The following is a 24,002-nucleotide window of genomic DNA, read 5'->3' as shown; positions in this document are numbered from 1 at the left end:
GAGAGGACCTCGAATGGAACGATTGCAGCATTGCCGCGCTTGCCTTGCCCCGGCGCCCTATCTGTTCCTGCCGATGGGCCACCATCCCCCGGCCAACATGTTCGTCCGGCCCGAGGAATATGACGCCGATCAGCCGACCTTCTCGCTCAACACGGAAGTGTGCCTCAACTGCGGCCTGATCGAAATCGCGGACCAGATCCCCGCGGACTTCTTCCGCCACTATCTCTATGTCCCCTCGGGCGCAGCGACGATGCACACGCATTTCGACACGCTGGCCGGGGTTCTCGGGGACATCGCCGGTGGCGGGCTGATCGTCGATATCGGCTGCAACGACGGATTGCTCCTCACCGCCTGCAATGCCCGCGGGGAGAAGACGCTGGGGATCGATCCGGCGGCGAACCTGGCCGAGGCCGCCGCCGAACGTGGCGTGAACGTCCATGTCGCCTATTTCGATCCTGGCACCGCGGATGCGGTCCGCGAAGCCCATGGGCGCGCCCAGGTGATCGTCACCACGAACACGTTCAACCATATCGGCGACCTGCACCGCTTCATGGAAGGGATCACCCGCCTGCTTGCCGCTGACGGCACCTTCGTGGTCGAGGTCCCCTGGGCCAAGGAACTGCTCGACCGCAACGAGTTCGACACCGTCTATCAGGAGCATGTCTCGGAGTTCAGCCTGCTCTCGATGCAGAAGCTGGGCGCCTTCTTCGATCTCGAGGTGGTCGATGTCCACCGCCTGCCCATCCATGGCGGTTCGATGCGCGTGTTCTTCCGCAAGACCGGCATTGCCGAGCCCATGCCCGAGGTCGGGGCGATGCTCGGCGAGGAGCTTGCCGGCGGCATGCTCGAGCCCGAAACCTATCAACGCTTCGCCGAGCGCGTCGAAGCCGTCCGCGTCCGCCTATTGGCGATGATCGACGAGCTCAAGGCGCAGGGGAACAAGATCGCGGGTTATGGCGCGCCGGCAAAGGGCAACACCTTGCTCAACTATTTCGGGATCGGTCCCGACCGGCTCGATTTCCTGGTCGATCGCAATCCGCTGAAGCAAGGCCTCTATTCGCCGGGCATGAAGATATCGGTCAAATCGGTCGACGCGATTGCCGACGAGAAGCCCGATATCCTGATGGTGCTCGCCTGGAACTTCTTCGACGAGATCCGCGAGCAGCAATCGGACTTCGTGGCGCGGGGCGGCCGTTTCCTCGTCCCGTTGCCCGAGCCCGTGCTGGTCAGCTGAAGCGGGGCCGGCCGATGCCCGAGCGCGTGCTGATCACTGGAGGGGCCGGCTTCATCGGCTCGCACCTCGCCGCAAGCCATCTCGACAGCGGCGACGAGGTTCATCTGATCGTGCGTCCAGAGGGTATTTCGCATCCCGAGCGGGTTCGCCCCGGCGCGATCGTGCATGCGGTGGACCTCAAGAATCTGACGAAAGTGCGCGCGTGTTTCGACCGCGCCAATCCGACGATCCTCTACCATCTCGCGAGCGGCACCGGCCGCGATCCGGGCATTCCCGATCCGGCCGAGTGGCCGGCGATGACGCGAGACCTCGACCAGCTCCTCGTCTTGCTTGCTGCCGCGGCCGAGAGTTCCGGCCTGCGGGTCATGGTCCGCGCAGGATCGCTCGCCGAATATGGCAATCAGCCCACACCCTCGCCCGAAACCCGGCGCGAACAGCCGCGCACCGTCTACACGACCGCCATGGTGGCCGGCGCACATTATTGCGCGATGCTCCAGCCCCGGCTGGCCTTTCCGGTGCTGACGGCCCGGTTCGCGCTGACCTACGGCCCCGGCCAGTCGGAGGACTTCCTGCTGCCCGCATTGCTGCGCCGGTGTCTCGCGGACGAAACCGCGGTCGTCCGCCAGCCGGACAACCGGCGCGACATGGTGTTCATCGATGACGTCGTCGCCGGCCTCAGGGCGATGGCGCGATCGGACCTGCCCGGGGGAACGATCCTCAACCTTTCGAGCGGAAACGCGCGGAAGATCCGCGAGATCGTCGCGACCGTGCTTCGGGTGACCGGCACACCGGCCGGGCAGGTATCGATGGAGACGGGCCCCGATCTGCGCATCGACACGGTGTCGGGCGCGCCGGACCTTGCGGCACTCAATCTGGGCTGGCGTGCCCGCACCTCGCTGGAGGATGGCATCGCCATCACTGCCCGGTCGCTCGCGGAGGTCATGGCATGACCACCCTGGTTTCCGTCATCGTGCCGGCATTCAACGAAGAGGCCACGGTCGAGCGCGCCTATCAGTGCATCGCCGAGGTATTCCGGACCCTGCCGGGCTACGCACTCGAGCTGATCTTCATGGACAATCACTCGACCGACGCGACCTTTCCGATTCTGCAGGGAATTGCGGCCGCGGACCCGCGCGTCCGCGTGGTGCGCTTCTCGCGCAACAACGGCTATCAGCGGTCGCTGCTGGTCGGCTATCAGCGTGCCCGCGGCGCTTGCGCCGTTCAGATCGACTGCGACCTCCAGGACCCGCCGGGCCTGATCCCCGAGATGCTTGCGCGCTGGCGGGAGGGTCATCAGGTCGTCTACGGCATCCGCCGCTCGCTGCCCGACGGACCTGTCACGGCGCAGCTCCGCAAGGCCTTCTATGCCGGAATGCGGATGCTGAGCGATGACGACCTGCCGCGCGACGCGGGCGAATTCCGCCTGGTCGACGCCTGCATCCTGATCGAGCTGCGCAAGGTCAACGACACCAGCCCCTATCTGCGCGGGCTGATCAGCGCGATGGGCTTCTCGCAGATCGGGCTGCCCTATGATCGCGATGCGCGCATTGCAGGGCAAAGCAAGTTCCCGCTCAGCAAGATGCTTGGCCTCGCGCTCGACGCGGTGCTCAACCACTCGCTGGTTCCGCTGCGCGTCGCCTCGATCACCGGACTGGTGATCGGGATCGCGACCTTCCTCCTGACCCTGGTGTACCTCGCCGGGCGGCTGGTCTTCGGCCAGAACTGGCCCGCCGGCTTTGCGACGACGACGATGCTGCTCCTGCTGGCGATCACGCTCAACGCGATCTTCCTCGGCATCATCGGCGAGTATCTCGGCCGCATCTTCAGGCAGGTCAAAGGGCGCCCGACGCCGATCGTCGAGACCGAAATCGGACGCCCGGGCGCGCGCCCGCTTCGCCCTGTGAACAAGCAGGATCTGGCGGAGCGGATGCTCGACCGGGCGCGTGGCTGATCAGGGCGCGAGATAGAGGCGCACCCGTTCCGCGTCCTCGGCCTTCTTCAGCGTCAGCGGCATTGCCCGGTAGCCGCGCTGCGTCGCGAACCTGTCGAGCGCCGCGTCGGTATCGCCTTCCATTCCGGTGAGGATCGCTGCGGGCGGCCGGGCGTCGAGCAGCTCCGGAATGGCATCCGGCGTGACGAAATAGGTGTAGTGGCGGCGCTCGCCTTCCGGCACCCAGGGCGCGGCGCGGACGATGAACGGCCCCAGCGCGAATTGCGGATAGATCGGCAAATGCCCCTCCAGCGCGTGGATCGGCGAAAGCGTCGCAACCGCGCCGTCCGGCGATCGCTCCCGGACCAGCGCCGCGATCATTCGCCCATCACGTGCCACCTGGACGCCGGTCCAGCCCCCAGGTCTGGCAATCCCCGCGAGCGAGGGCAGCAGCACCGGAGCGCCGGTGATCGCCGTCAGTACAAGCACGGCCGCAATCAGCGGCTTCGCGATATCCCGGCCCGGCGCGTCCAGCGATCCGAACAACAGGCCGGCCAGAACGACGGCGAAGGGCAAGGGCGGCGTGAAATATTGCGGGAAGGCCGGGGTCGGCACAAAGGAAATGACCGCCCCGATCGCCGCGAGGCTGCCGACGAGCAGGAGCGGCCAACGCAGGACGAAGGTCTGCCGACGCGCCGCAGCGATCGCGGCCAGCCCCAACAGCAGGACAAGCACCAGCATCGTGACCCCGGACAACCACAGACGATGCGCGAGCATCAGCTTGTCGGCGATGCCGATCACCTTCGGATCGTTGGGATCCGCGTGCGCCGCCCAATAGGCGAGCTGCGGGCCGCGATGCGCGCTCACCACATGAGCAACAAAGCCCTCCATGTCGTTCACTGCATAGAGGATTGACGGGAGACCGCCGACGAGGCCGCCGGCCAGCAAGGGCAGCGCGACACGGATGAGGCGGCTGCGCAGCGGCAATGCCCGCGGCACCAGCAGCGCGGCAAGCGCGAACGGAATCAGGAACAGCAGATAATTGGCCTTGAATCCCGCCGCCACCGCCAGAAGGAACCCGCTCGCAAATGTCAGCGCCAATGAAGGCAGCTCCCGGTCGACCGCGCGGAGGAACAGGTAAAGGCCGAACAGCATGAGGGGCACCGGGAGGAAATTGTTGGTCGCGGTCATGCCCGTCGCGTTGAGGAACATCGGATTGAGCGCGAGCAGCGCGAACATCAGCCCGCCGATCGGCCAGCTTCGCGCATAGCTGCGCGCGATGAGCAACAGCGCGACGCAGGTCCCGATCCACGCGGCGAAGACCAGAAGGCGGCCGGTCAGCAGATAATGCGCATCCCCGAACAGCGCGAACGCCCCGGCGAAGAGCAGGGCAATGTTCGGAAAGTGGCTGAATCCGATTCCCGAATAGAGCGGGTAGCGATCGAACAGCGCTCCGGCGCCGATGTAGAATTGTTCGTCATGCTGCATCGGATAGGTCATGATGCGCGCGAACAACGCGACCAGGCCCAGCGCGCATGCCGCCATCACGGCGATGCGCCAGGACCGATCCGGCGTATCGGCCCGGACCGCGTCGCGAAGACCACGCGCTTCCTGAAAATCGGTCTTCAGCATCACCTTATCCCTGCTTGCTGCGACATCATGGATAGCTTGATGCGACCGCTGGTGCTGGTGGGCAGGAGGGGTACCCCGAGCGTTCCTCTCACCACCGCCGCCGCCGGTGCTAAACCCGAAAGCGCGCCGCACCCTCGCGGCCGGAGGTCACGCGGGAGCCGAAGCCGACATGCATTGCGCCAGCGCGTTCTTCTCCGCCGCTCCGGAGGACATTACCGCCCGCGACGAAGCGCGGTTCTTCGGGCTGCTCAAGACGGCGAACAACACATTCAAGCGCACCGAGCCATCCCGCCTGGAGCGAATCGACGCCGCGCTGATCGCCTCGCTCGCGGCCTATCGCTGCCGCATCGACACCGTGCTCGACCTCGGGATTTCCTCCGGCGTCACCACGCTCGAACTGATGACCGCGCTGCGTGCCGCGGGCCATCACGCGCGGGTGACAGGCACTGACCGGTCGGTGCGAGCGCGGCTCGTCCCGCTTCCGCACGGGTGCCGCGCGCTGGTCGAGTCCGGCGGCCATGTGCTGCAATATGAAGTGTGGGGCCGCGCCATCCGTCCGTGGAAACGGCGGCTCGACCGCTGGACCGGAATGACGCTGGCGCGCGCGCTGGTCGAGTGGCGGCTGCGCGAACCCGCGATGGCGCGCGCCGCATCCGGTGCGGGCGAGGAAGTCGCGCTCCTCACCCCGCGCCTGGGGCGATCGAATGCCTTTCGATGGGTTGAGGACGACATCACGCACCGTCGCGAGTCCCTGACCGGGCGTTTCGATCTGGTGCGCGCGGCCAACCTGCTCAACCGGCATTATTTCGAGCCGCCAGCGCTGCGCGATGCGGTCGCCAACGCCATCGCCTACCTGTCCGGCCCGGGTGCCTGGCTGCTGGTCCTGCGGACGCATGGCGCGTCCGATCATCGCGGCACCTTGTTCCGGATGGACGACGCCATGCGGCTGTCGGTCGTCGAGCGCTACGGCGCGGGGTCAGAGGTCGAGGACATCGTCCTGGAACTCGGCGGCTGATCGCACGACGCGGCGTTATCGTTCGCGCCGCCCCGCCATCCGCATCTCGTGCGCGTGGTTCAGAAACTCTTCGAGATTGGACCAGCCATTGCCGTCGACATCCCCCCAGGCATCGTTCCGCTTTGGGTCGAGGCCGCGCCGGCGCTCCCAGGCGTCGGACATGCCGTCGCCGTCCGTGTCGACATAAGGTGTGCCGCCGCGCAGGACCGGGAGCACGCGGTTGTCGCGGCCGATCTTGCCTTTGCGGGTGCGGACTTCCTCGACGATCCGCGTATCGACCGAATCATGTGGAAAGGCCCCTGCCCCGTCCAGCACCCGCGCATAAGCCGTGCGCGCATCCAGTACCGCGCTCTCGAGCGGACAGACGGGCTTGTCCACGAATGCCTCTGTGGCGATGGGCGCGAAGGTCACCCGATCGCCATCGATCACATTCCCCGTCTGATAGATGCGTGCCTTGCCCGTGGATGCGACCAGCGGCCGGTCGATGGCATAGGCACGCCCCGCCGTACTCGGGCCCTGACGGTAATAATTGCCGACGATGTTCGCCGGGGTGCCCCCATAGCTTTCCCACACCTCGGTGAACTGCGAGCTCGCATCATAGAGCACGTTGTTGATCACCTCGACGCACGAGCCCGGCGGAAAATTCACGTCCGGATTGCGATCGCCATTATGCGCACAAAGGTTCCGCACGAAGCTCAGCCGCTGCGGCCCCGTGGGGTCGCTCGACAGCAAGGCGCATTTGTCGTGGCGCGGCACACCCTCGGCGAAGATCGACCAGGAAATGGTGATCGTATCGTTGGACCCATAGCCGCCGACATTCTCATCCAGCGCCCAGGACGCGCTGACGTGATCGAGAATCACGTTGCGGCTGTTCTCGATGATGAACCCGCTGTTCGAGCCGCGTTGTTCGCCACGAAGATCGGTGCGGACGCGGATATGGCGGATCACGACATCATGCGTATTCTTGATGACCAGGGGCGTGAACGCATCCTTGCCCCCCGAATGGGTGAGCAGGATGCCGTCGCCCGGTGCGGTCTCGCCGGCGATGGTGAGATACGGGTTCGCGATAATCGGACGTTTGCGGACGTAGCGGATCACCCCCGCCACGCGGAACACGCAGACGCGCGGCCCCGCCGCCTCGATACACGCGCGAAGCGACCCTTCGCCCTCGTCGGCCAGCGTCGTGACCGGGATGATCCGCCCGTCGCGCCCCCCGCGGGCGAAGCGGCCATGCCCCTCCGCACCCGGAAACGCCGGCCGATTCTCGCGCGCGATCGGCGCCAGCGGCCGCTCGACGACCGGTTCGTCATCGGCGGCCTCCTGACACGCCGCGGTGGTCGAGCAGGACAAGGCGACCATCAACATCACCACCCCGGCATGCCTGCTGCCCGGAATGCGATGGCGGCGATTCAACGGATGCATGGGCGTTCTCACGATCGTCTTCAAAAGCGGGCGCGGATCCCGGCCTGGATCTGGGCACGGGAGAATCGATCCAGACGATCGCTGGCGGTGCGCCGCGCATAATTCGCACCGACGAAGAGCGAATAGGTGCGATTGACCAGATACTCCCCCTCCACCGCCAGGCTCCACGTGTTCAGCGTATCGGAACCGACGCCGCGATATTTGCTCTGCGTCCAGCCCGCGCGGCCATGGAGCAGGACATTGTGATAGGCTTCCTGATCGATGGTCAGCGCGACACGCGTGTCGGTCCGCCCGCTCGCCCCGGCGCGCGCGGTACCGACGTCGCCGCGGAAAAGTTGCGCCGTCAGCGCAGTCCGCGCGCGCGGGTTCCAGGTGACATCGCCGCTCAGCGCGAAGCCGGAATAGCCGTTGAGTGCACCGTCGTCGGGATCGAAGCGAAAGACGCCGGCGCCGATCCGGCCACGCAGCCGCGGACTCACCTCCCGGCTTACGCCAGCGAGAAACCCGTAGGTGATCGCATCGCGGTTGATGCCGCTCAGATCGACCGACGTGCGGAAGTTGCGGCGGTTGACATAGGCTTCGGCGAAGAACGCGACCGGCGCTGCCGGCCGCCAGGTAGCGCGCGCCGAACCGCGCCAGCTCGTGAAGTCGCGATCCTGTTCGTTTGGATCGAGGAAATCGAATTTCTGGACACCTCCGGTCAGATCGAGACGCAAGCGCGATCCGTTCAGCGCATAGCCGAGCTCGCCGGCCAGAATGTTGATCTTGCGCGGGGGGAGCAAGCGGCTCGCCCGCGCTTCGGGATCGGCCCTGCTCTCGATATCGCGATCGAACCGCATCTCTCCGGAAAGGACATGCTCGCGCGCCAGCGTGGCCTGGCCGGACACCGCGGCACCAAAGCTGGTCGCGCTTTCCCTTCCCTGATCGAGATAACGCCGCGTGGCGGCATAGGCCTCCCCGTGCAGTTCGGCATTGGCGCTGCGCCAGTCGATCTCGACCCGCGGGCGTGCGATCACTGCAGCGTCGCCGGTCGCGGCCGTCGAGGTCGCGTAGACATTGCTGTCGTACAGCGCCGCAACTTCGACATCGATCCGGACCTCCGCAGAACCGACGCGGGTCGTGCGGCGTTCATATCCCGGCCGCGGCAGATCAAGCGGCGACGCACCGCGCCGGGCCTGCTGCGCATCGGCGACCGGAACGGCGGCCAGCAGGATGGCAATCAGCGGCGGCGCACGGAAGCACATCCGGCCTGGCCGTCCTGTCGAAGCGGATCGGCGCTTCGCCACCCCCCGCGCCTCAGAACCAGGCTTCCGGAATTTCGATGGTGTCACCGGGCATGATCACCGAATCGGCGCTGAGCCGTCCCTTCGCCGCAACACCGCTATTCGACCGGTTGACGACGACGGCGCGTTTGTTGGCGCGGAACGTGTACCCGCCGGCGATCGCTACGGCCGTCAGCACGGTCATCCCCGGTACATAGGGATATTGGCCAGGCCGCTCGACCTGCCCGAGGATGAAGAAGGGCCGGTATTTCTCGACCTGCACGCTGACATTCGCGTTCGGTGCCAGATCGCGGGCGCGCAGCACGCTGGCGATTTCGGTCTCGAGTTCGGGCGCGGACTTGCCGGAGACCCGGATCGTGCTCAGCATCGGGAGCGAGATGGTTCCGGCGTCGCTGACGGTGTAGCTTCCGGCCATCGCCTCAAAGCCATAGACCGCGACCTTGATCGAATCTCCAGGCCCCAATGTGTAGCGGTCGCTCGATCCGGCTGCAGCGATCGGCAGACCGGAATAGCCGTTCGCGCATGCGGCCAGGGGCAGCGCGAGCATCCCACTCAATAGCATTCGGCGGTTCACGTCAGTTCCCCTCAAGATGCAGCATGAGTTTACCGGCTGAACCTGTCCGTTGGTGAACGCATGGTGGGCAGCACGCGCCCCAAAGGGATTAGCTCTGTCGGACTGGCCGGCTCGCGGCCATGGGCTGCGTCAGGGCAATGCCCATCGCCAGGATCAGCGGTACCACCCAGCTGCGCGCGTACATATGCGGTGCGGCGTTGGAGACGATCACAAAGGTCAGCATCACCGCGATGAGAAGCGCAGCCGCCGCCCGGTCGGCGGCGAAGCGCCGCACCGCGATCGACAGCGGCACGAACATCATGACCAGCCAGCCAAAGAGCGACAGCAGCCCGCCCTCGGCCCAGGCAAGCAGGTAGATGTTGTGGACGGGCGCGCGATCGGCGCTGACGACGCGGTACTGATCGACACCGAGGCCTACGAACGTCGTGTCGCCGACAATCTCCCACGCTTCACGCACAAGCTCCATCCGCCCTGCAAAGGTTCCCGCCTGGCTGATGTCGCCCTGGACGAGCGCGGTCGCCACCCGGTTCTGGAAGGCGGGAGGCAGAGCGACCCCGGTGAGCGTCATCGCGCCGGCGAGCGCGGCGATACCGAGCAGCATGCCGATCGACCTCCTTCCCCAGTCAAGGATCAGGAAGGCGAGGACTCCCACTGCGGCGCTGGAGAAGCCGGTGAAGGAGCCCGACAGCAGCAGGCCCGAGCAGAGGATGCCCAGAATCACGAAGGCGGTGGTCAGTTTCATCCGCCCGATCCGCGCAAGATAGAGGACGAAGGGCGTCGTCATTGCGATCATCGCCGCGTTCCAGTTCGCATCGGCCATGAACGCGCCCAGCCGATGCGTACCGGTGACGAACTCGAACCCGAAGCGCTTCGCCTGTTGGTAGGAGCCGTCGGTTGCGTAGTAGACGATGGACCCGAACAGCTCCATCGCGGCCACGCCTGCAACCAGCGCCATCGCGGCAAGGACGAGCGATCGCCGCCGCTCGCGCAGGAGCAGAGCCGGCAACAGGGCGAAGGCGAAGCCGTACTGGCCCGCGACGACGATCCAGCGCAGTGCATCGCCATTGACCACGCTGCCGATGAAGAAGCCGAGCAGCAGCCCCGCAAGACCCAGTATCCACAGCGCCCACCAGTCCTGCAGCGGACGGACGGCGACCCCGCGTCCTGCGAGCAACAGCACCGCAGCGACGCAGAAGAGCGCGTCGCTGACGGTAAACAGATAGGGCGGCACCACGCGCCAGACTACATAGGGGGCAAGGAACACCGCGGTCAGCAGCACCGGTGCCGCCAGCCGCAGCATCGCATGGTGATAGGGCGTCCGGTCCTGATCCTCGGCCACCCAGACGGACGAAGCGATGTCGCTATAGCTCATGGCGCGGCCGATGCCGGATTGGTCCAGGCGCCAAGATCGCGCCCCAGGGTCCGGCCTAGTTGCTCGACATCGTCGCGATAGAAGTCTGCCAGCCGCTTGCGCGTGTCGTCCGACAGAGGCGGATAGCGGACCGGCCGCGCGATCAGACTGCGCGCGCCTTCGAACAGGCGCGTCCCGCGCAGCGGCGTGGCGAGCCGCTTCACCGGTGCGGGCAGCCGCCGCAGCGCGAGCGGGACGATGGCCGACGCACCATCATTCATGCGCTGCGCGATCCGCATGTCGTCGCCCGCGAGTGGCGGCAGATCGAGCATGTGCAACACGTCCGCCGTGACCTCAGCCGGATCGTGCTTGATCTCGTCATGCAGGATGACCTTGATCTGCCCGGCCGGGAAATAGTCGAGGAAGCGGCGGAGGTGGCGGCCGTACAGACCGTCCTCCAGGAAGCGCCGTTCGGACGCGCGCGCGCCGTCGAGATGGCGGTCCACATCGCCATCGACCCGGCCGCGCCGGAACAACATGCAATAGTCCGAATAGGCCCGCTCGACCGGATTGCGCAGCTGCGCGATCAAGCGGACCGAAGGGAGCAAGGCGGCGATGCGGGCCGGTGCCTCGGGATGCGCCAGATAGTCCGCGGACTTCTCCGCCACGAGTTGCCCCGGCCGGGCGCCGGCGAACAGCGATCGATACCATTGCTCCCCGCGATGGAACTCGCGGCTGAAATAATGGGGCTCCGGTCCCGGCATACAGACGTCCGGCCGGGTGCGGAGCTGGTGGGCGATCCAGGTGGTGGCCGCCTTGGCGGCTCCGATCACGATCAGCGTTGGGAGCGGCGGTGAATCCATGCATGCCTCTCGTCAGGCGGTGGCGCGTTCGATCACCGATGCGACGATCGCGCCCATCCGCTCGGCCATTGCGCTGTCGAGCGTCGGATCGACCGGCAGCATCAGGCTGGTCTCGCCCAAGGTTCGGGAAACCGGCAGCGGATTCAACGGTACGGACGGGCTACCGACAAAGGCTTGCTCACGGTAGATTTCGGGGCAGCTGCCGGTGCCGCACGGCACCCCGGCCGCGATGCATTCGCCGACGATACGATCCCGGGTCCAGCCCGGCGCCAGCCGCTCGGGCTGCACGAAGGCGTAATATTTGTAATAGGCATGCCGGACGTTCGACGGCGGCAGCGTCAGCCGCACTGCCCGCAGCGGCGCCAGCGCGGCGTTCAGGATGCGCGCATTGCGCTGCCGCGCCTCGATCCATCCGTCCAGCTTCGCGAGCTGGCAAAGGCCGATGGCGGACTGCATCTCGGTCGCGCGATAATTGCTGCCCAGGCTGCCGTGCAGCCACCGGAACGTGCCCGGCGCACCGATCGCCGCATCGACATGCGGAGACTTGCCATGGTCCTTATAGGCCCAGGCCCGTTCCCATATCGCATGGTCGTGCAGCACCAGCATGCCGCCCTCGCCGCCGGTCGAGATGATCTTGTCGGTGCAGAAGGAGTAGGCGGCGGCGTCGCTGCACGCGCCGACCGGAAGGTCGTCGTGCATCGCGCCATGCGCCTGTGCACAGTCCTCGATCACGAACACCCCCATCGCGCGCGCGAGAACCATGATCTCCTGCATCGCCGCGGGCCACCCGGCGAGATGCACGACGATGATCGCGCGCGTCCGCGGCGTGAGCGCGCTTGCGATCGTGTTCGCGGTCAGGGTCTGGGTGTCGGGATCGACATCGGCGAAGACGGGGATCGCGCCCACCGCGGCGACACAGCTCGCCGATGCCATGAAGCTTCGCGCAGGTACGACGACCTCGTCTCCCGCTCCCACGCCCAGCGCACGCAGCGCCAGCTCCAGCGCCAGCGTCCCGTTTGCCAGCGCGATTGCGTGCGAGGCTTGCGAGCGCTCGGCAAAGGCCTGTTCGAACGCGCGTGTCTGCTCGCCATGATGCAGCGCATTTACCCTGCCGCTGCGCAGGACCGCCGTGACCGCGGCGATCTCGTCTTCTTCATAGACGGGCCAGTACGAACGGATCTCGCCACCGGAAGCGGATGCGGCGTGCCGGACTGTCAGGTCGGGCGGCCGGGCGGGTGCGGTCGCCATCTCAGCCCGCCTGAGCCAAGATCGCCGGGCGGCTCGCGGCGACCAGCGCCATTTCGCCCGCCAGCGCACGCCGTCGATCGAGCAGGCCGGTCGCGATGGCAAGGCACGCCGCATCGTCGGCGTCGTCGCTGGCCCGCTCAAGCGCATCGAACGTCTTGTTCAGTGTCCGTAGCGGGATCGGGCGCGGCTCCGCCTCGAACACGCCGGGGATAGACGACGGCAGCCGCGCCTCCTCGGTATCGAACAGCTCCTCGTAGAGCTTCTCGCCCGGCCGCAGCCCGATGATGTTGATGCCGACATCGATCTCCGGATCGAGACCTGCGAGCCGGATCATGCGGCGCGCGATGTCGATCACGCGGATCGGCTCCCCCATGTCGAGCACGAAGATCCGTCCATGCCGCATGCCGTCACGCAAGCCCCGCGACGCGCTCTGCAAAATCAGCTGCACCGCTTCATGCACCGTCATGAAGAAGCGCTCGATCTCCGGATGGGTGACCGTGAGCGGCCCGCCCCGGCTCAACTGCCGCTGGAACAGCGGGATCAGCGAGCCGCTCGATCCCAGCACGTTGCCGAACCGCACGGTGATGAACCGCGGCGCGGCGGGGTCGCTCCTGCCCGCCAGATCCAGCGCCTGGCAATAGAATTCGCCCAGCCGCTTGGTCACGCCCATGAAGCCGACCGGGTTGACCGCCTTGTCGGTCGATACCTGCACCATCGCCTTCGCCCCGTGGAGGCGCGCGGCGTCGGCCACATTGCGCGTCCCCAGCACGTTGGTCTGGATGCCGGCGGCCGGATGCATCTCGACCAGCGGCACATGCTTCAGCGCCGCGGCATGGAACACGAGCTCGGGACGATGTTCGGCGAAGACCTGCATGAGCTGCCGGCGCTGGCGGATCGAACAGAGCACCGGCGTGCACGCGACCTGCGGGTGGCTCTCGCGCATCTCGAGATCGGCGTCGTAGAGGTTGAATTCGTTGGCATCGAGCAGGATCAGCTGCGCCGGTCCGCACTCGGCGATCTGCCGCGCCAGTTCGCGCCCGATCGTGCCGCCCGCCCCGGTGACCAGGATACGGCGTCCGCCGATCATGTCCGTGACGGCGCGGTCTTCGAGTGCGGCTTGCGGCCGCCCGAGCAGGTCCGCGACATTGAGGAAACGGAAGTCGAGGCTGGCGCCCGGTTCGGGCGCGAAGCCGATGAACCCCGGCCGATAGGCGATCTCCAGGTCCAGGCTCTGCGCCTGCGCGACGATATCGACCATCGCCAGCCGCTGCAGCCGCTCGACCGGGCCGGCGAAGATGAGGCAGGCCGGACGCGCATTCCTGGCGGTAAGGCTTCCGATCACGCGGACCAGGTCCGCGGGCCGCCCGACCACCGGCACGCCACGTACCCGCGCCCCGGTGTGCGCGCCGGTTTCGTCGAGAATTCCTACTGGACGGAAGGCCGCGTTCGGCTCGCCTTCGAGCTGGCGCAGCAGCTGCTCGATATCGTCGTTCGATCCGAAGAGCAGCGCGGTGCGCTTGGGATGTTCAGGATTGGCGGCCGAAGCAGGCGGATGAAACCGCCCGCCCAGATATTCAGCGGCCAGGCGGCGCGCCATGCGTACCCCGCCCATCAGCACGACGAGCACGAACCACTGGATGACCGGGATCGACCGCGGCAACCACCCTGCCCCGCCGATCAGGATCAGCAGCACGACATAGGCCAGGATCGCGGCGGTCGCCGCCTTCAAGATTTCAAAGACCTCCTCGGTCGAGCTGTAGCGCCACACCCGCCGGTGCAGCCGCATCGCCGCAAAGGTGGCGACCGCGACCGCAACGAACATCGGCGTCGCGACGAGATGTTCCTTCAGAACCTCGCCGGCGCGCAGCGAACCGACGCGCAGGCTGATCGCGGCCACCAGCGAAACGGCCGCAAGCATGCCGTCGATCAGATAGATGAGCGACGCGCGGATCAGAGACGATGATCGGCTTTCCAATGTGATGGTCATTCCGCTGCTCCGTCCCGAAGCGGCGGCGGTTGCACGGCCGCGCCCGGGATGCCCTTGACCAAGCGAAGGTAGCGGCGAAGCGAAGGGCCAATAAGCCGGGCATAGAGATTGCGTTCTAAAGGACAGGGCGGTCACCTTTTGGTTCGCCGGCTACCCCTTCTCGATCTTGTGCAGGAAAATGGGGGGCATCGCGCGATCGCCGGCCAAGCCCCCGGCACCGTCCGGAACCGATCTGGGGAGCCGGGAAAATCTTTCGGCCAGCGGCGCTGATTCCTTTGGGCAGTGTCCGAAGTTGCCGTGGTGGGCGGGTGTTCGATGCGCGACATTCCCCGCGTGTTTGAACACCTGCCTGTTTGAATAGGGGCACCCCGGTCGATGCAGATCGAACGACGAACCACAGCCATGTCGGAACATATCGTCAGGTTCGGCCCCGGCGCGCGCGATCATGCCGGCCCGTATCCGGTCAGGCCCCATCCGGTGCTTCCACGGCGGACCCGGATCTGCTTCCCCTTTGCCGGCGGGTTGATCGGGGGAAGCCATGTCTCGGCCCTGAAGCTCGTCCAGTCGCTCGATACGACCGAGTTCGAACCCGTCGTCATCCTCCATAGCCTGGAAGGTCCGCTCCGCGACTTCATCGAGGGCGCCGGCGTCCGGTTCGAGCTTGCGCCCCCGGTTCATGTCTGGCGGTCCGGCGATCGTCTGGCGATCGGCAAGGTCGCCCGCGCGCTGCCGGACGTACTGCGCATGCGCACGTTCCTGCAGGAAAGGGACATCCGCATCGTGCATACCAACGAGGGGCCGATGCACGCGACCTGGTCGCTGCCCGCGCGGCTCGCCGGAGCCGGACATATCTGGCATCACCGCGGCAATCCCCGTGCCCGGGCACTGCGCATCCAGGCGCCTTTGCTCGCAAGCCGCGTTCTCTGCGTCTCCAAATTCGCCACTCCCAAGGCGGGGCTCTGGTCGGCGCACCACAAATCCGCCGCAGTCTACAGCCCGTTCGATACCTCGATCGCGCAGATCGACCGCGATGCGGCGCGGGCCACGCTCGATGCCCGGCTCCGTATCGGCCCAGATACGGTCGTGCTGGCATTTCTCGGCCAGTTCGCGGCGCGCAAGCGCCCGCTCGTCTTCGTCGAGACGATCGCCGCACTGCGCCGGGCGCGGCCGGACCTGCGCATGATCGCACTCATGTTCGGCGAAGAATTCGAGCCGGGTATCGAAGCGCAGATCCGTGCGCGGATCGAGGAACTCGGTGTCGGAGATCTCGTCCGGATGATGGGCTTCGTCCGCCCGGTCGAGCCCTGGCTCGCGGCCAGCGACATGCTGGTGGTTCCGGCGGTCGAGGAACCCTTCGGACGGACGCTGATCGAAGCGATGCTGGTCGGCACCCCGGTGATCGCGGCGGCCTCGGGAGGCAATGTCGAGGCAATCCGGAATCGCGGCACCGGCATTCTCTCGCGCGTCGACGATCCCGCCGACCTGGCCGCGCATATCCTCGATCTGATCGATCACCCGCAGCTGGCGGAAACGATCGCGCATCGCGCGCGGCAGGAGGCGTTGGCGAAGTTCAGCGTCGAACATCACGTCAAGAAGGTCACGGCCATCTATCGGGAGGTGCTTGCAGGATGACTGATCCCGCCTGTCACGCAACGTCGGCAATGCCGGGTCTCGTGCAACACGTCACCACCAGCCTCGATATCGGCGGCGCGCAGGCGATGCTCGTGAAGCTGCTCGAAGCCAATTGCGCCAAGCGCAAATGCGCGCGGCCCGCGGTGCTTTCGCTGATGCGGCCGGGCACTTTCGCGCAGCGCATCCGGCAGACGGGCTGCCCCACCTATACGCTCGGCATGTCGCGCGGCCTCCCCGGCCCGGTCGCGATGCTCCGGCTGCTCCGGATCACGGCGATGCTTCGGCCCGACATCCTCCAGGGCTGGATGTATCACGGCAATCTCGCCGCAAGCGTCGCGAGCCTCTCCGCCGGGCGGAAGGTTCCGGTGTTCTGGAACGTACGTCACTCGCTGGCCGATCCGATGGTCGAGAAGCGCAGCAGCCGGGCCCTGTTCGCGCTCAGCGCGCGCTTGTCGCGGTCGGTACAGGGCATCATCTACAATTCGCGCACCGCGGCGAAGGAGCATGCGGCGATCGGCTTCGATCCCTCGCGCGCGATTCACATCCCCAACGGGTTCGATCTGTCGGACTATCATCCGGACCCTTCGGCCCGCGAACGGCTGGAGGCGCTGTTCAACCTCCCCGCCGGTGGAACCCTGGTCGGCATGATCGCCCGCAATCACCCGATGAAGGATCACGCGATGCTGATCCGCGGGCTCGCCCGCGCGCGCGCGGTGGGACATGATCTGCGCCTGCTCCTCGTCGGCCCGGGAATGGAACGGCCCGATGCAGCCCTGAAACGCGCGATCGCAGAGTCCCTGCCGCCGGGGACCGTCACGCTCGCAGGGGAGCGGACCGATGTCGCCAGATGGCTGCCCGGCCTCGATCTACTGGCGCTCTCCTCTGCCTGGGGCGAGGCATTTCCCAACATTCTGGGCGAGGCGATGGCGTGCGGCGTACCCTGCATCGCCACCGATATCGGCGACAGCGCCTGGGTGATCGGCGAAAGTGGCCTGATCGTCCCGCCGCGCGATGCCGAAGCGATGGGGGCAGCGCTGGAGCGCATGGCAGGGCTCGATACCGCCGCCCGGCGGAATCTGGGAGCTGCGGGACGTGCACGCGCGATCGCGCATTTCGACATCAACGACATCGCCGTCCAGTACCGCCGACTCTACGCCAGCGCGGTCCAGCGGGCGACAAGGGACACCGAGCCTGCCAGCGCGAGCACGCTGGCCAGCGACGCCGGGGTGAGCCGGCTATGAAAGTCCTGGTCCTCGCCAGCCTCGCCTATTCGCTGGTCAACTTCCGGGCAGCGTTGCTGCGTGAGATGGTCGCCGCGGGTCATGAGGTCGTTGCCTGCGCGCCGGATGAGGATCTGGCGGTCCGCGCCGAACTGTCGGCGATGGGCGTCCGTTTCATCCCGGTGCCGATGGATCGGGCCGGGACCAACCCGCTGCGCGATCTCGTGACCCTGCGCGCCCTGATCCGGACGATCCGGCGTGAGGCGCCCGACGTCTGCCTCGCCTATACACAGAAACCGATCATCTATGGCGGCATCGCCACACGGGTCATCGGCAGGGGCGCCCGTTTCTTCGCGATGGTGAGCGGACTGGGGCACGTCTATTCCGACGACCGCCCGGCCACCTGGCCACGTCTGATGCTGCGATGGCTGACCTCCATCCTCTATCGCGGCGCAGTCGCGCGTGCCGCCGGGATCTTCGTCTTCAACGCCGACGATGCGGGCGAGATGCGCCGTCACGGAATCGTGAGTCCGGGCCGCCGGATCATCCAGGTTCCCGGCTCGGGCATCGACACGGTCAAGTTCCCGCATGTCCCCATTCCCGATGGCTCACCCGTCTTCCTCCTCATCGCCCGGCTGATGCGCAACAAGGGGATCGGCGAGTTCATCGAGGCTGCGGCTTGCGTCCAGGCGCGATATCCCGAGGCGCGCTTTCAGATCCTCGGCCCGCCGGAACCGGGACCGGCCGGTTTCACCATCGAGGAGATCGGCGCGTGGCGCGCGCAGGGCATCGACTATCTCGGCGCGACGCGCGACGTGCGTCCACATCTCGCGCAATCGAGCGTATTCGTGCTGCCCAGCTGCTATCGCGAGGGACTCCCGCGCACGATCCTCGAAGCACTGGCGACGGGCCGCCCGATCATCACCACCGATACACCGGGCTGCCGCGAAACCGTCGTGCCGGGCGAGAACGGGCTGCTCGTGCCGCCGCGCAACGCCCCCGCGCTCGCCCGCGCGATGGAGCAGCTTGCCGGCGATCCGGAACGCGTTCGATCGATGGGCGCACATTCGCGACAGCTGGCGCAACAGCGTTTCCGCGTCGATCGGGTCAACGAACAGCTGCTGACGGAAATGGGCCTGATCGGGACGCCGCCGCAGCCGCCCCGGCACCGCGCGCTCGGCGATCACCGGCTTGCCGAGCGCACGCTGGCCGTGCTGGTGCTGGTGGCCACGCTCCCGCTGCTGCTGCTGACCGCGGGGGCCGTCGCGATCGCACTGGGGCGGCCGCTGCTGTTCCGCCAGTGGCGTGCCGGCCATGGCGGGCAGAGCTTCCAGCTCGTCAAATTCCGCTCGATGGCTGCGGCGGAGGGCCAACTGCTCCCCGATGAAGCCCGCGTCACATCTTTCGGACGCCTGCTGCGGCGCACCCGGCTGGATGAGCTGCCCGAGTTGTGGAACATCGCGCGCGGCGAGATGAGCTTTGTCGGCCCCCGCCCGCTGCTGCCCGAAACCGTGGAGGCGATGGGCCGGGCCGGCGCACGGCGCGGCGAGGTGCGGCCGGGACTGACCGGCTGGGCGCAAATCAACGGCAATGCGCTGCTGAACGATTCCGACAAGCTCGCCCTGGACCTCTGGTACATCGACAACCGCTCGCTCGTGCGCGACGCCAAGATCATCCTGCGCACCTTCGTCATGCTGACCGGAGGGGAACGGGTGAGCCCCGCCAATATCGGGAGGGCTTATGCGCGCATTGCTGATCGGCGCGGTTGAGGGCACGCGCGTCGCGGCCGATGCGATCGCGCAAACTCCGGGCTGGGAGCTCGCGGCGATCGCGACCCTCCCGGCGGAACTCGCCGCGCGCCATTCCGACTTCGTCGATCTGGCCCCGGTTGCAGCCCGCCACGGTGCTGCACTGCTATCCGTCACGCAATGCAACGCACCGGAATTTCTGGAGAGGATGCAGGCCATTGCTGCCGACATCGTCTTCGTCATCGGCTGGTCGCAGATCTGCGGTCCCGAATTCCGCAGCGCCGCGGGCGGTCGCGTGCTGGGGTACCACCCCGCCCCTTTGCCCCGTCTGCGCGGGCGGGCGGTGATCCCTTGGACGATCCTGCTCGACGAGAAGATCACTGCATCGAGCCTGTTCTGGATCGACGACGGGGTCGATAGCGGGCCCTTGCTCGCCCAGCGCTTCTTCCACGTTGCGCACGACGAAACCGCCGGCACACTCTACGCCAAGCATATGGCTGCGCTCGATACGATGCTGCGCACGCTGCTGCCGCACCTGGCGCAGGGCCCGGTCCCCGGCGAGCCGCAGGACGAGCGCGTCGCGACCTGGGCAACGCGCCGCCGCCCGGGCGACGGGCGGATCGACTGGCGCGAGCCGGCGGAGCAGGTCGAGCGGCTGGTGCGCGCGGTCGGTCATCCCTATCCGGGCGCATTCACCGACACGGGCGGCGATCGCATCACCATCTGGTCCGCGCGCGCCTGCGGCTGCGCCGAGCGCCAGCATGCGAGCCCCGGCCAGGTGGTCCAGCGCGATGCGGAGGGATTTGCGGTGCGGTGCGGAGACGGGCGCGCGCTCCACGTGCTCGACTTCGAAACGACAGCCCGCGCGCCTGCGCTCCATAGCGTGCTGGGGAGCGGACGATGACCGGCGCGCTGGCCAATATGGGGGCAGTGCTGGTCGTCGCCCCGCATCCCGATGACGAGATTCTGGGATGCGGGGGCACGATCGCACGCCTCACCGCGGACGGGAACGACGTCCATGTCGCGATTGCCACGCGCGGAACGCCCCCGCGCTACAAGGCGGAGGATGTCGAACGCGTCCGGCAAGAGGCCGCGGCCGCGCACGCGCTGTTGGGCGTCACACGGACGCATTGGCTCGACCACCCCGCCGCCGAACTCGACCGCGTCCCTCATGCGGAACTCAACGCATCGATGGACGCGCTGTTCGAGGCAGTGAAGCCGGATACGCTCTTCCTCCCGTTTGCCGGGGACATCCATCTCGATCATCAGCTGATCTTCCGCTCCGCGCTCGTCGCCGCGCGGCCGCGGGACTGGCGCTACCCCACCCGGCTCTACACCTATGAGACACTGTCGGAGACCAACTGGTCGGCGCCCTATGTCGAGCCCTGCTTCGCGCCGAATGTCTTCGTCGACATCCATGAGACGCTCGAACGCAAGCTCGACGCCTTTGCCTGCTATCGATCACAGTGCCGCGCCTTCCCCAACGAACGCTCGCCCGAGGCCCTGCGCGCGCTGGCGATGCTTCGCGGCGCCACGGTGCACCGGCGCGCGGCAGAGGCGTTCCTGCTGATCCGGGAGGTAATGTGATGCACCAGCTCGTCGCCGATCATTTTCTCGGGAGAGCGCCCGCGACCGGCCGCGACCGGCAGCTGACCATGCTGCTCTGCTCGGCCGGGCGGCGCGTCGGGCTGTTGCGGGCATTCCGGCGCGCCGCCGCCAACCTGCACATCGATCTGCGCGTCATTGCGTGCGACGCGCAACCCGAATGGAGCGCGGCGTGCCGGCTGGCCGATCTGGCGGTGCGTGTGCCCTTTGCGAACGACCCCGGCTATGTCGCGGCGATCGAGGCGGTTTGCCGCGAATATCATGTCGGGCTCGTCGTCCCGACGATCGACCCGGAGTTGCTGCCACTGGCCGAGGCGCGCGAGCGGTTCGCGGCGTCCGGTACGGCGGTCGCGGTGAGCGCGCTTCCGGTGGTCGATATCTGCCGCGACAAGCTCCGGACCGCCGAGTTTCTCGCGGCGCACGCGGTTCCGGTCCCGAGGACGATGGACCTGGCATCGGCGGATCCAAAGGCGTGGAACGGCCCGGCAATCGTCAAGCCGCGGCACGGCAGCGCCGGTCGTGCGATCACCCGGATCGCCAGCCTCGATGCCCTGCCCGATGCCGGGACCGAACCGATGGTCGTCCAGGAACTGCTCGAGGGCGAAGAGTGGACGGTCAACCTCTATTTCGACGAAGCCGGCGCCCTGCGTTCGGTCGTGCCGCATCACCGGATTCAGGTGCGCGCCGGGGAAGTCGAGAAAGGTGTCACCGGGCGACAGGCACAGCTGATGGAGATTGCCGAGCGGATCGCAGCCTGCCTGCCCGGTCCGCGCGGCGCGCTCTGCTTTCAGGCGATCACGGCCGCCGACGGTTCCGCAAAGGTGTTCGAGATCAACGCGCGCTTCGGCGGCGGCTATCCGCTCGCGGACTATGCCGGCGCGAGCTTCGCACAATGGCTCATCGAAGAGCGGCTGGGATTGCCGGACACGGCCACCGACACATGGGCCGCGGGCGTCGCGATGCTGCGGTTCGATGCGGCGATCTTCGTGACGCTATGACCATCACCATCGTCTTCGACCTCGACGACACGCTGTATCGCGAGCGTGACTATGTGCGCAGCGGAATCCGTGCGGTCGACATATGGGTAGAATGGCGGCTCGGCGTACACGGCTTCGGCATGACAGCCACCCGTCTCTGGAACGAAGGGCGGCGCGCGAAGCTCTTCGACGCGACGCTGGCCGAACTCGGCGTGACCGTCGATCCGGCAACAATCGCGGCGATGGTCGCCGTCTATCGCGATCATGTTCCCCGCATCCGGCTCGCATCCGACGCGCGCGCCTTCCTCATGCGCGATCACGGTTTCTCCCTCGCGCTGATCACCGACGGCTCCGGCATCGCCCAGCGGCGCAAGGTGGCCGCACTCGGCCTGTCCAGCTACGCCTTCGATCCCGTCGTCTACACCGACGATTGGGGCGCGGCATATTGGAAGCCGCACCGGCGCGCGTTCGAAACCGTCGAGGCAGCGTATCGCGGACGATCGGACCGCTTCGTCTATGTGGCGGACAATCCGGCCAAGGACTTTCTCGCGCCCCGCGCCCTCGGCTGGGCGACGGTACAGATCGACCGGGCCGATGCGGTTCATTCCCGGATACCGCCAAGCCCGCAACATCGCGCCGCCGTGCAGATCCGTTCGCTGCACGACCTGACGCCGCAACGTATTGCGGATCTGTTCCACCCGGCCCTGCTGAGGCTCCGCGCATGAACGTCGCGTTCGTCCTTTCGGCGCTCGGCGCGGGCGGCGCGGAGCGCGTCATCAGCTGGCTCGCCCAAGCGGGCGCCGCCCGGGGGTGGAAGATCAGCATCATCACCTTCGACGCTCCCGGAGACCCGGTCTTTCACCCCATCGATCCGCGCGTCGAACTCATCCGCCTTGCGCTGCCGCCCGGAGGCCGCGGCATCGCTCCGTTCGTGACAGGCGTTCGCCGCCTCCACGCGCTCCGCCGCACCGTTGCAGACAAGCAGTTCGACGTGGTCGTGTCCTTCCTGACCAAGATCAATGTGCTGACCTTGATCGCGATGCTGGGCAGGCGCACCCCGGTCATTGTCTCCGAACGCAACAACCCCGACCGGCAGCCTGCGCATCCGCTCTGGCACGTCATGCTGCGCCGCCTCTATCCCCGTGCCGCAGCGATCGTGATGTTGACCGAACGCGGCAAGGCTCGGCTGCCGATCGCGGACAGGTCACGAGTGAAGGTCATCCCGAACCCGGTCCATTCGCTGCCGTTCCGCCCCCGGCAGCAAGGTGCGCCGCAACTGGTGGCGGTCGGGCGATTGAGCGAGCAGAAGGGGTTCGATCTGCTGATCGAGGCCTTTGGCAGGATCGCCGAGCGCTTTCCCGACTGGAATCTCCTCATTTTCGGCGAAGGTCCGGAACGGCCGCGGCTGGAGGCCATGATCGCGCGAGACGGGTTGCGGGATCGAGTCTTCCTTCCCGGCAATACCGGTCAGCACGGCGAATGGATCAGCGCGGCCAGCGTGTTCGTCCTTTCCTCCCGCTATGAAGGGTTTGCCAACGTCGTCGGGGAAGCCATGCAGGCGGGACTGCCCGTCGTGGCGAGCGATTGCGACTTCGGCCCTGCCGACATGATCGAGCCTGATATAAGCGGGCTGCTGGTGCCGCCCGAGGATGTGGAACAGCTCGCCGCCGCACTGAGCGAGGTCATGTCCAGCGAGGGGAAACGGTTGCAATTGGGCGCCAACGCCGTCCGGCGCGCCCGGCTATTCGACGAACGCGCCATTCTCGACAGCTGGCTGGATGTGATCAGCGATGCGAACGCAAATTCGCCTGCGGGAACGAAAACGAGGAGGCGACAATATCCGCCGTTACGCAGGGCGAGCCGGTAGCCGTTCGCCCCTTCAACTCCATCTTTTCGGGGAAGAATCGCCGCCGGGGTTGAGCAGCAGCGGCACGTAAAGGAATGGCGGCCTCTGATAAAGCCGCCATCCGAGTGCAGAACACTGCCTCGCACAGTGTTCAGGTCGCAACGACGACTCTAGCTCGATCGAATGCTATTCAAACTGCGGGATTCTACTAATACCATTAAGTGACAGGTTGACTGCCGATGCGCACACACCAACCTGCAGATTCATATCAATCCAGCATCACTGGAACATATGTTACATTGATCCATTACCGAACCGAAACGACATGTTTGTCGTTCTTCCAAGCGGGCAGTATTCTGATATTCCTGGCACAGAACTGTCTCATTCCGGAATATGACAACGTCGTCATCGACAACATCTTCATACATTTTAAAC

The 24,002-nt window shown here is 66.8% G+C and carries 20 protein-coding genes; 12 read left to right on the top strand and 8 right to left on the bottom strand.

From position 1 onward, the window contains the following. Positions 1-13 precede the first annotated feature (13 nt). From AC07TU_RS10095 to AC07TU_RS10085, 3 genes are read left to right on the top strand one after another with little or no spacing between them, the layout of a single operon-like run. Positions 14-1,234, top strand: a complete 1,221-nt coding sequence (locus AC07TU_RS10095; RefSeq protein ID WP_495187781.1) for a methyltransferase domain-containing protein — start codon at positions 14-16, stop codon at positions 1,232-1,234. A 14-nt stretch (positions 1,235-1,248) separates the two neighbouring features. Next, positions 1,249-2,184 carry an NAD-dependent epimerase/dehydratase family protein gene (locus tag AC07TU_RS10090; RefSeq protein ID WP_495187780.1) on the top strand — a complete coding sequence of 312 codons (936 nt, stop codon included), beginning with the start codon at positions 1,249-1,251 and terminating at the stop codon, positions 2,182-2,184. Continuing rightward, the gene (locus AC07TU_RS10085; RefSeq protein WP_495187779.1) at positions 2,181-3,185 is read left to right on the top strand and encodes a glycosyltransferase family 2 protein; all 1,005 of its coding nucleotides are present in this window, start codon (positions 2,181-2,183) and stop codon (positions 3,183-3,185) included. Before AC07TU_RS10090 ends, AC07TU_RS10085 begins: the two co-directional genes overlap by 4 nt. Here the strand turns inward: AC07TU_RS10085 and AC07TU_RS10080 are convergent, their stop codons facing one another. Further along, a complete protein-coding gene (locus AC07TU_RS10080; RefSeq protein ID WP_495187778.1) occupies positions 3,186-4,796 on the bottom strand; it encodes a glycosyltransferase family 39 protein in 1,611 nt (536 codons plus the stop codon). A 169-nt stretch (positions 4,797-4,965) separates the two neighbouring features. On the opposite strand from AC07TU_RS10080, the gene AC07TU_RS10075 reads away from it, so the two are divergent. Beyond that, on the top strand, positions 4,966-5,811 hold the full coding sequence (locus AC07TU_RS10075; protein ID WP_495187777.1) for a hypothetical protein: 846 nt from the start codon (positions 4,966-4,968) through the stop codon (positions 5,809-5,811). 15 nt (positions 5,812-5,826) lie between these two features. Here the strand turns inward: AC07TU_RS10075 and AC07TU_RS10070 are convergent, their stop codons facing one another. The 7 genes from AC07TU_RS10070 to AC07TU_RS10040 all read right to left on the bottom strand — a co-directional run bounded on the left by AC07TU_RS10070 (position 5,827) and on the right by AC07TU_RS10040 (position 14,539). Then, positions 5,827-7,233 (bottom strand): pectate lyase, encoded by a 1,407-nt coding sequence (locus AC07TU_RS10070; protein WP_495187776.1) that lies wholly within the window; start codon positions 7,231-7,233, stop codon positions 5,827-5,829. A gap of 20 nt (positions 7,234-7,253) precedes the next feature. Further along, the gene (locus AC07TU_RS10065; protein ID WP_495187775.1) at positions 7,254-8,477 is read right to left on the bottom strand and encodes an outer membrane beta-barrel protein; all 1,224 of its coding nucleotides are present in this window, start codon (positions 8,475-8,477) and stop codon (positions 7,254-7,256) included. A 52-nt stretch (positions 8,478-8,529) separates the two neighbouring features. Continuing rightward, positions 8,530-9,063 carry a polysaccharide biosynthesis/export family protein gene (locus tag AC07TU_RS10060; protein WP_495187774.1) on the bottom strand — a complete coding sequence of 178 codons (534 nt, stop codon included), beginning with the start codon at positions 9,061-9,063 and terminating at the stop codon, positions 8,530-8,532. A gap of 115 nt (positions 9,064-9,178) precedes the next feature. Next, positions 9,179-10,462 carry an O-antigen ligase family protein gene (locus AC07TU_RS10055; RefSeq protein ID WP_495187773.1) on the bottom strand — a complete coding sequence of 428 codons (1,284 nt, stop codon included), beginning with the start codon at positions 10,460-10,462 and terminating at the stop codon, positions 9,179-9,181. Beyond that, positions 10,459-11,304: a sulfotransferase gene (locus AC07TU_RS10050; protein ID WP_495187772.1), complete on the bottom strand. Its 846-nt coding sequence runs from the start codon at positions 11,302-11,304 to the stop codon at positions 10,459-10,461. Before AC07TU_RS10050 ends, AC07TU_RS10055 begins: the two co-directional genes overlap by 4 nt. A 12-nt stretch (positions 11,305-11,316) precedes the next feature. Further along, positions 11,317-12,552, bottom strand: a complete 1,236-nt coding sequence (locus AC07TU_RS10045) for a DegT/DnrJ/EryC1/StrS family aminotransferase (RefSeq protein ID WP_495187771.1) — start codon at positions 12,550-12,552, stop codon at positions 11,317-11,319. A 1-nt stretch (position 12,553) separates the two neighbouring features. Next, entirely contained in the window at positions 12,554-14,539 is a 1,986-nt protein-coding gene (locus tag AC07TU_RS10040) for a polysaccharide biosynthesis protein (protein ID WP_495187770.1), read from the bottom strand. Positions 14,540-14,941: 402 nt separating this feature from the next. Between AC07TU_RS10040 and AC07TU_RS10035 the strand changes: the two genes are divergently transcribed. Genes AC07TU_RS10035 through AC07TU_RS10000 form a run of 8 tightly spaced genes read left to right on the top strand, consistent with a single transcriptional unit; the run spans position 14,942 to position 23,588 of the window. Continuing rightward, positions 14,942-16,171 (top strand): glycosyltransferase family 4 protein, encoded by a 1,230-nt coding sequence (locus AC07TU_RS10035; protein ID WP_495187769.1) that lies wholly within the window; start codon positions 14,942-14,944, stop codon positions 16,169-16,171. Continuing rightward, a complete protein-coding gene (locus AC07TU_RS10030; protein WP_495187768.1) occupies positions 16,168-17,412 on the top strand; it encodes a glycosyltransferase in 1,245 nt (414 codons plus the stop codon). The genes AC07TU_RS10035 and AC07TU_RS10030 overlap by 4 nt, the downstream gene beginning before the upstream one ends. Continuing rightward, on the top strand, positions 17,409-19,160 hold the full coding sequence (locus tag AC07TU_RS10025) for a sugar transferase (RefSeq protein ID WP_495187767.1): 1,752 nt from the start codon (positions 17,409-17,411) through the stop codon (positions 19,158-19,160). Before AC07TU_RS10030 ends, AC07TU_RS10025 begins: the two co-directional genes overlap by 4 nt. Next, complete coding sequence (locus AC07TU_RS10020) at positions 19,132-20,043, top strand: methionyl-tRNA formyltransferase (RefSeq protein WP_495187766.1); 912 nt, start codon at positions 19,132-19,134, stop codon at positions 20,041-20,043. Before AC07TU_RS10025 ends, AC07TU_RS10020 begins: the two co-directional genes overlap by 29 nt. Next, positions 20,040-20,726: a PIG-L deacetylase family protein gene (locus AC07TU_RS10015; RefSeq protein ID WP_495187765.1), complete on the top strand. Its 687-nt coding sequence runs from the start codon at positions 20,040-20,042 to the stop codon at positions 20,724-20,726. Before AC07TU_RS10020 ends, AC07TU_RS10015 begins: the two co-directional genes overlap by 4 nt. Beyond that, positions 20,726-21,742: an ATP-grasp domain-containing protein gene (locus AC07TU_RS10010; protein ID WP_495187764.1), complete on the top strand. Its 1,017-nt coding sequence runs from the start codon at positions 20,726-20,728 to the stop codon at positions 21,740-21,742. Before AC07TU_RS10015 ends, AC07TU_RS10010 begins: the two co-directional genes overlap by 1 nt. Beyond that, positions 21,739-22,446: an HAD family hydrolase gene (locus AC07TU_RS10005; protein ID WP_495187763.1), complete on the top strand. Its 708-nt coding sequence runs from the start codon at positions 21,739-21,741 to the stop codon at positions 22,444-22,446. Before AC07TU_RS10010 ends, AC07TU_RS10005 begins: the two co-directional genes overlap by 4 nt. Beyond that, positions 22,443-23,588, top strand: a complete 1,146-nt coding sequence (locus AC07TU_RS10000; protein ID WP_495187762.1) for a glycosyltransferase family 4 protein — start codon at positions 22,443-22,445, stop codon at positions 23,586-23,588. Before AC07TU_RS10005 ends, AC07TU_RS10000 begins: the two co-directional genes overlap by 4 nt. Positions 23,589-24,002 lie beyond the last annotated feature (414 nt).

It is taken from the genome of Sphingomonas sp. GW821-FHT03E12 (assembly GCF_059420685.1).
Note: the sequence above shows the minus strand (reverse complement) of the source record. Positions and strands in the feature narration are given on the sequence as shown.

Bases quoted from the DNA above. Each gene is read 5' to 3' on its own strand.
- AC07TU_RS10040 (WP_495187770.1), bottom strand. From the start codon at position 14,539: ATGACCATCACATTGGAAAGCCGATCATCGTCTCTGATCCGCGCGTCG.
- AC07TU_RS10070 (WP_495187776.1), bottom strand. From the start codon at position 7,233: ATGCATCCGTTGAATCGCCGCCATCGCATTCCGGGCAGCAGGCATGCC.
- AC07TU_RS10015 (WP_495187765.1), top strand. From the start codon at position 20,040: ATGACCGGCGCGCTGGCCAATATGGGGGCAGTGCTGGTCGTCGCCCCG.
- AC07TU_RS10075 (WP_495187777.1), top strand. From the start codon at position 4,966: ATGCATTGCGCCAGCGCGTTCTTCTCCGCCGCTCCGGAGGACATTACC.
- AC07TU_RS10035 (WP_495187769.1), top strand. From the start codon at position 14,942: ATGTCGGAACATATCGTCAGGTTCGGCCCCGGCGCGCGCGATCATGCC.
- AC07TU_RS10045 (WP_495187771.1), bottom strand. From the start codon at position 12,552: ATGGCGACCGCACCCGCCCGGCCGCCCGACCTGACAGTCCGGCACGCC.
- AC07TU_RS10055 (WP_495187773.1), bottom strand. From the start codon at position 10,462: ATGAGCTATAGCGACATCGCTTCGTCCGTCTGGGTGGCCGAGGATCAG.
- AC07TU_RS10095 (WP_495187781.1), top strand. From the start codon at position 14: ATGGAACGATTGCAGCATTGCCGCGCTTGCCTTGCCCCGGCGCCCTAT.
- AC07TU_RS10030 (WP_495187768.1), top strand. From the start codon at position 16,168: ATGACTGATCCCGCCTGTCACGCAACGTCGGCAATGCCGGGTCTCGTG.
- AC07TU_RS10050 (WP_495187772.1), bottom strand. From the start codon at position 11,304: ATGGATTCACCGCCGCTCCCAACGCTGATCGTGATCGGAGCCGCCAAG.
- AC07TU_RS10005 (WP_495187763.1), top strand. From the start codon at position 21,739: ATGACCATCACCATCGTCTTCGACCTCGACGACACGCTGTATCGCGAG.
- AC07TU_RS10010 (WP_495187764.1), top strand. From the start codon at position 20,726: ATGCACCAGCTCGTCGCCGATCATTTTCTCGGGAGAGCGCCCGCGACC.
- AC07TU_RS10025 (WP_495187767.1), top strand. From the start codon at position 17,409: ATGAAAGTCCTGGTCCTCGCCAGCCTCGCCTATTCGCTGGTCAACTTC.
- AC07TU_RS10065 (WP_495187775.1), bottom strand. From the start codon at position 8,477: ATGTGCTTCCGTGCGCCGCCGCTGATTGCCATCCTGCTGGCCGCCGTT.
- AC07TU_RS10090 (WP_495187780.1), top strand. From the start codon at position 1,249: ATGCCCGAGCGCGTGCTGATCACTGGAGGGGCCGGCTTCATCGGCTCG.
- AC07TU_RS10000 (WP_495187762.1), top strand. From the start codon at position 22,443: ATGAACGTCGCGTTCGTCCTTTCGGCGCTCGGCGCGGGCGGCGCGGAG.
- AC07TU_RS10080 (WP_495187778.1), bottom strand. From the start codon at position 4,796: ATGCTGAAGACCGATTTTCAGGAAGCGCGTGGTCTTCGCGACGCGGTC.
- AC07TU_RS10085 (WP_495187779.1), top strand. From the start codon at position 2,181: ATGACCACCCTGGTTTCCGTCATCGTGCCGGCATTCAACGAAGAGGCC.
- AC07TU_RS10060 (WP_495187774.1), bottom strand. From the start codon at position 9,063: ATGCTCGCGCTGCCCCTGGCCGCATGCGCGAACGGCTATTCCGGTCTG.
- AC07TU_RS10020 (WP_495187766.1), top strand. From the start codon at position 19,132: ATGCGCGCATTGCTGATCGGCGCGGTTGAGGGCACGCGCGTCGCGGCC.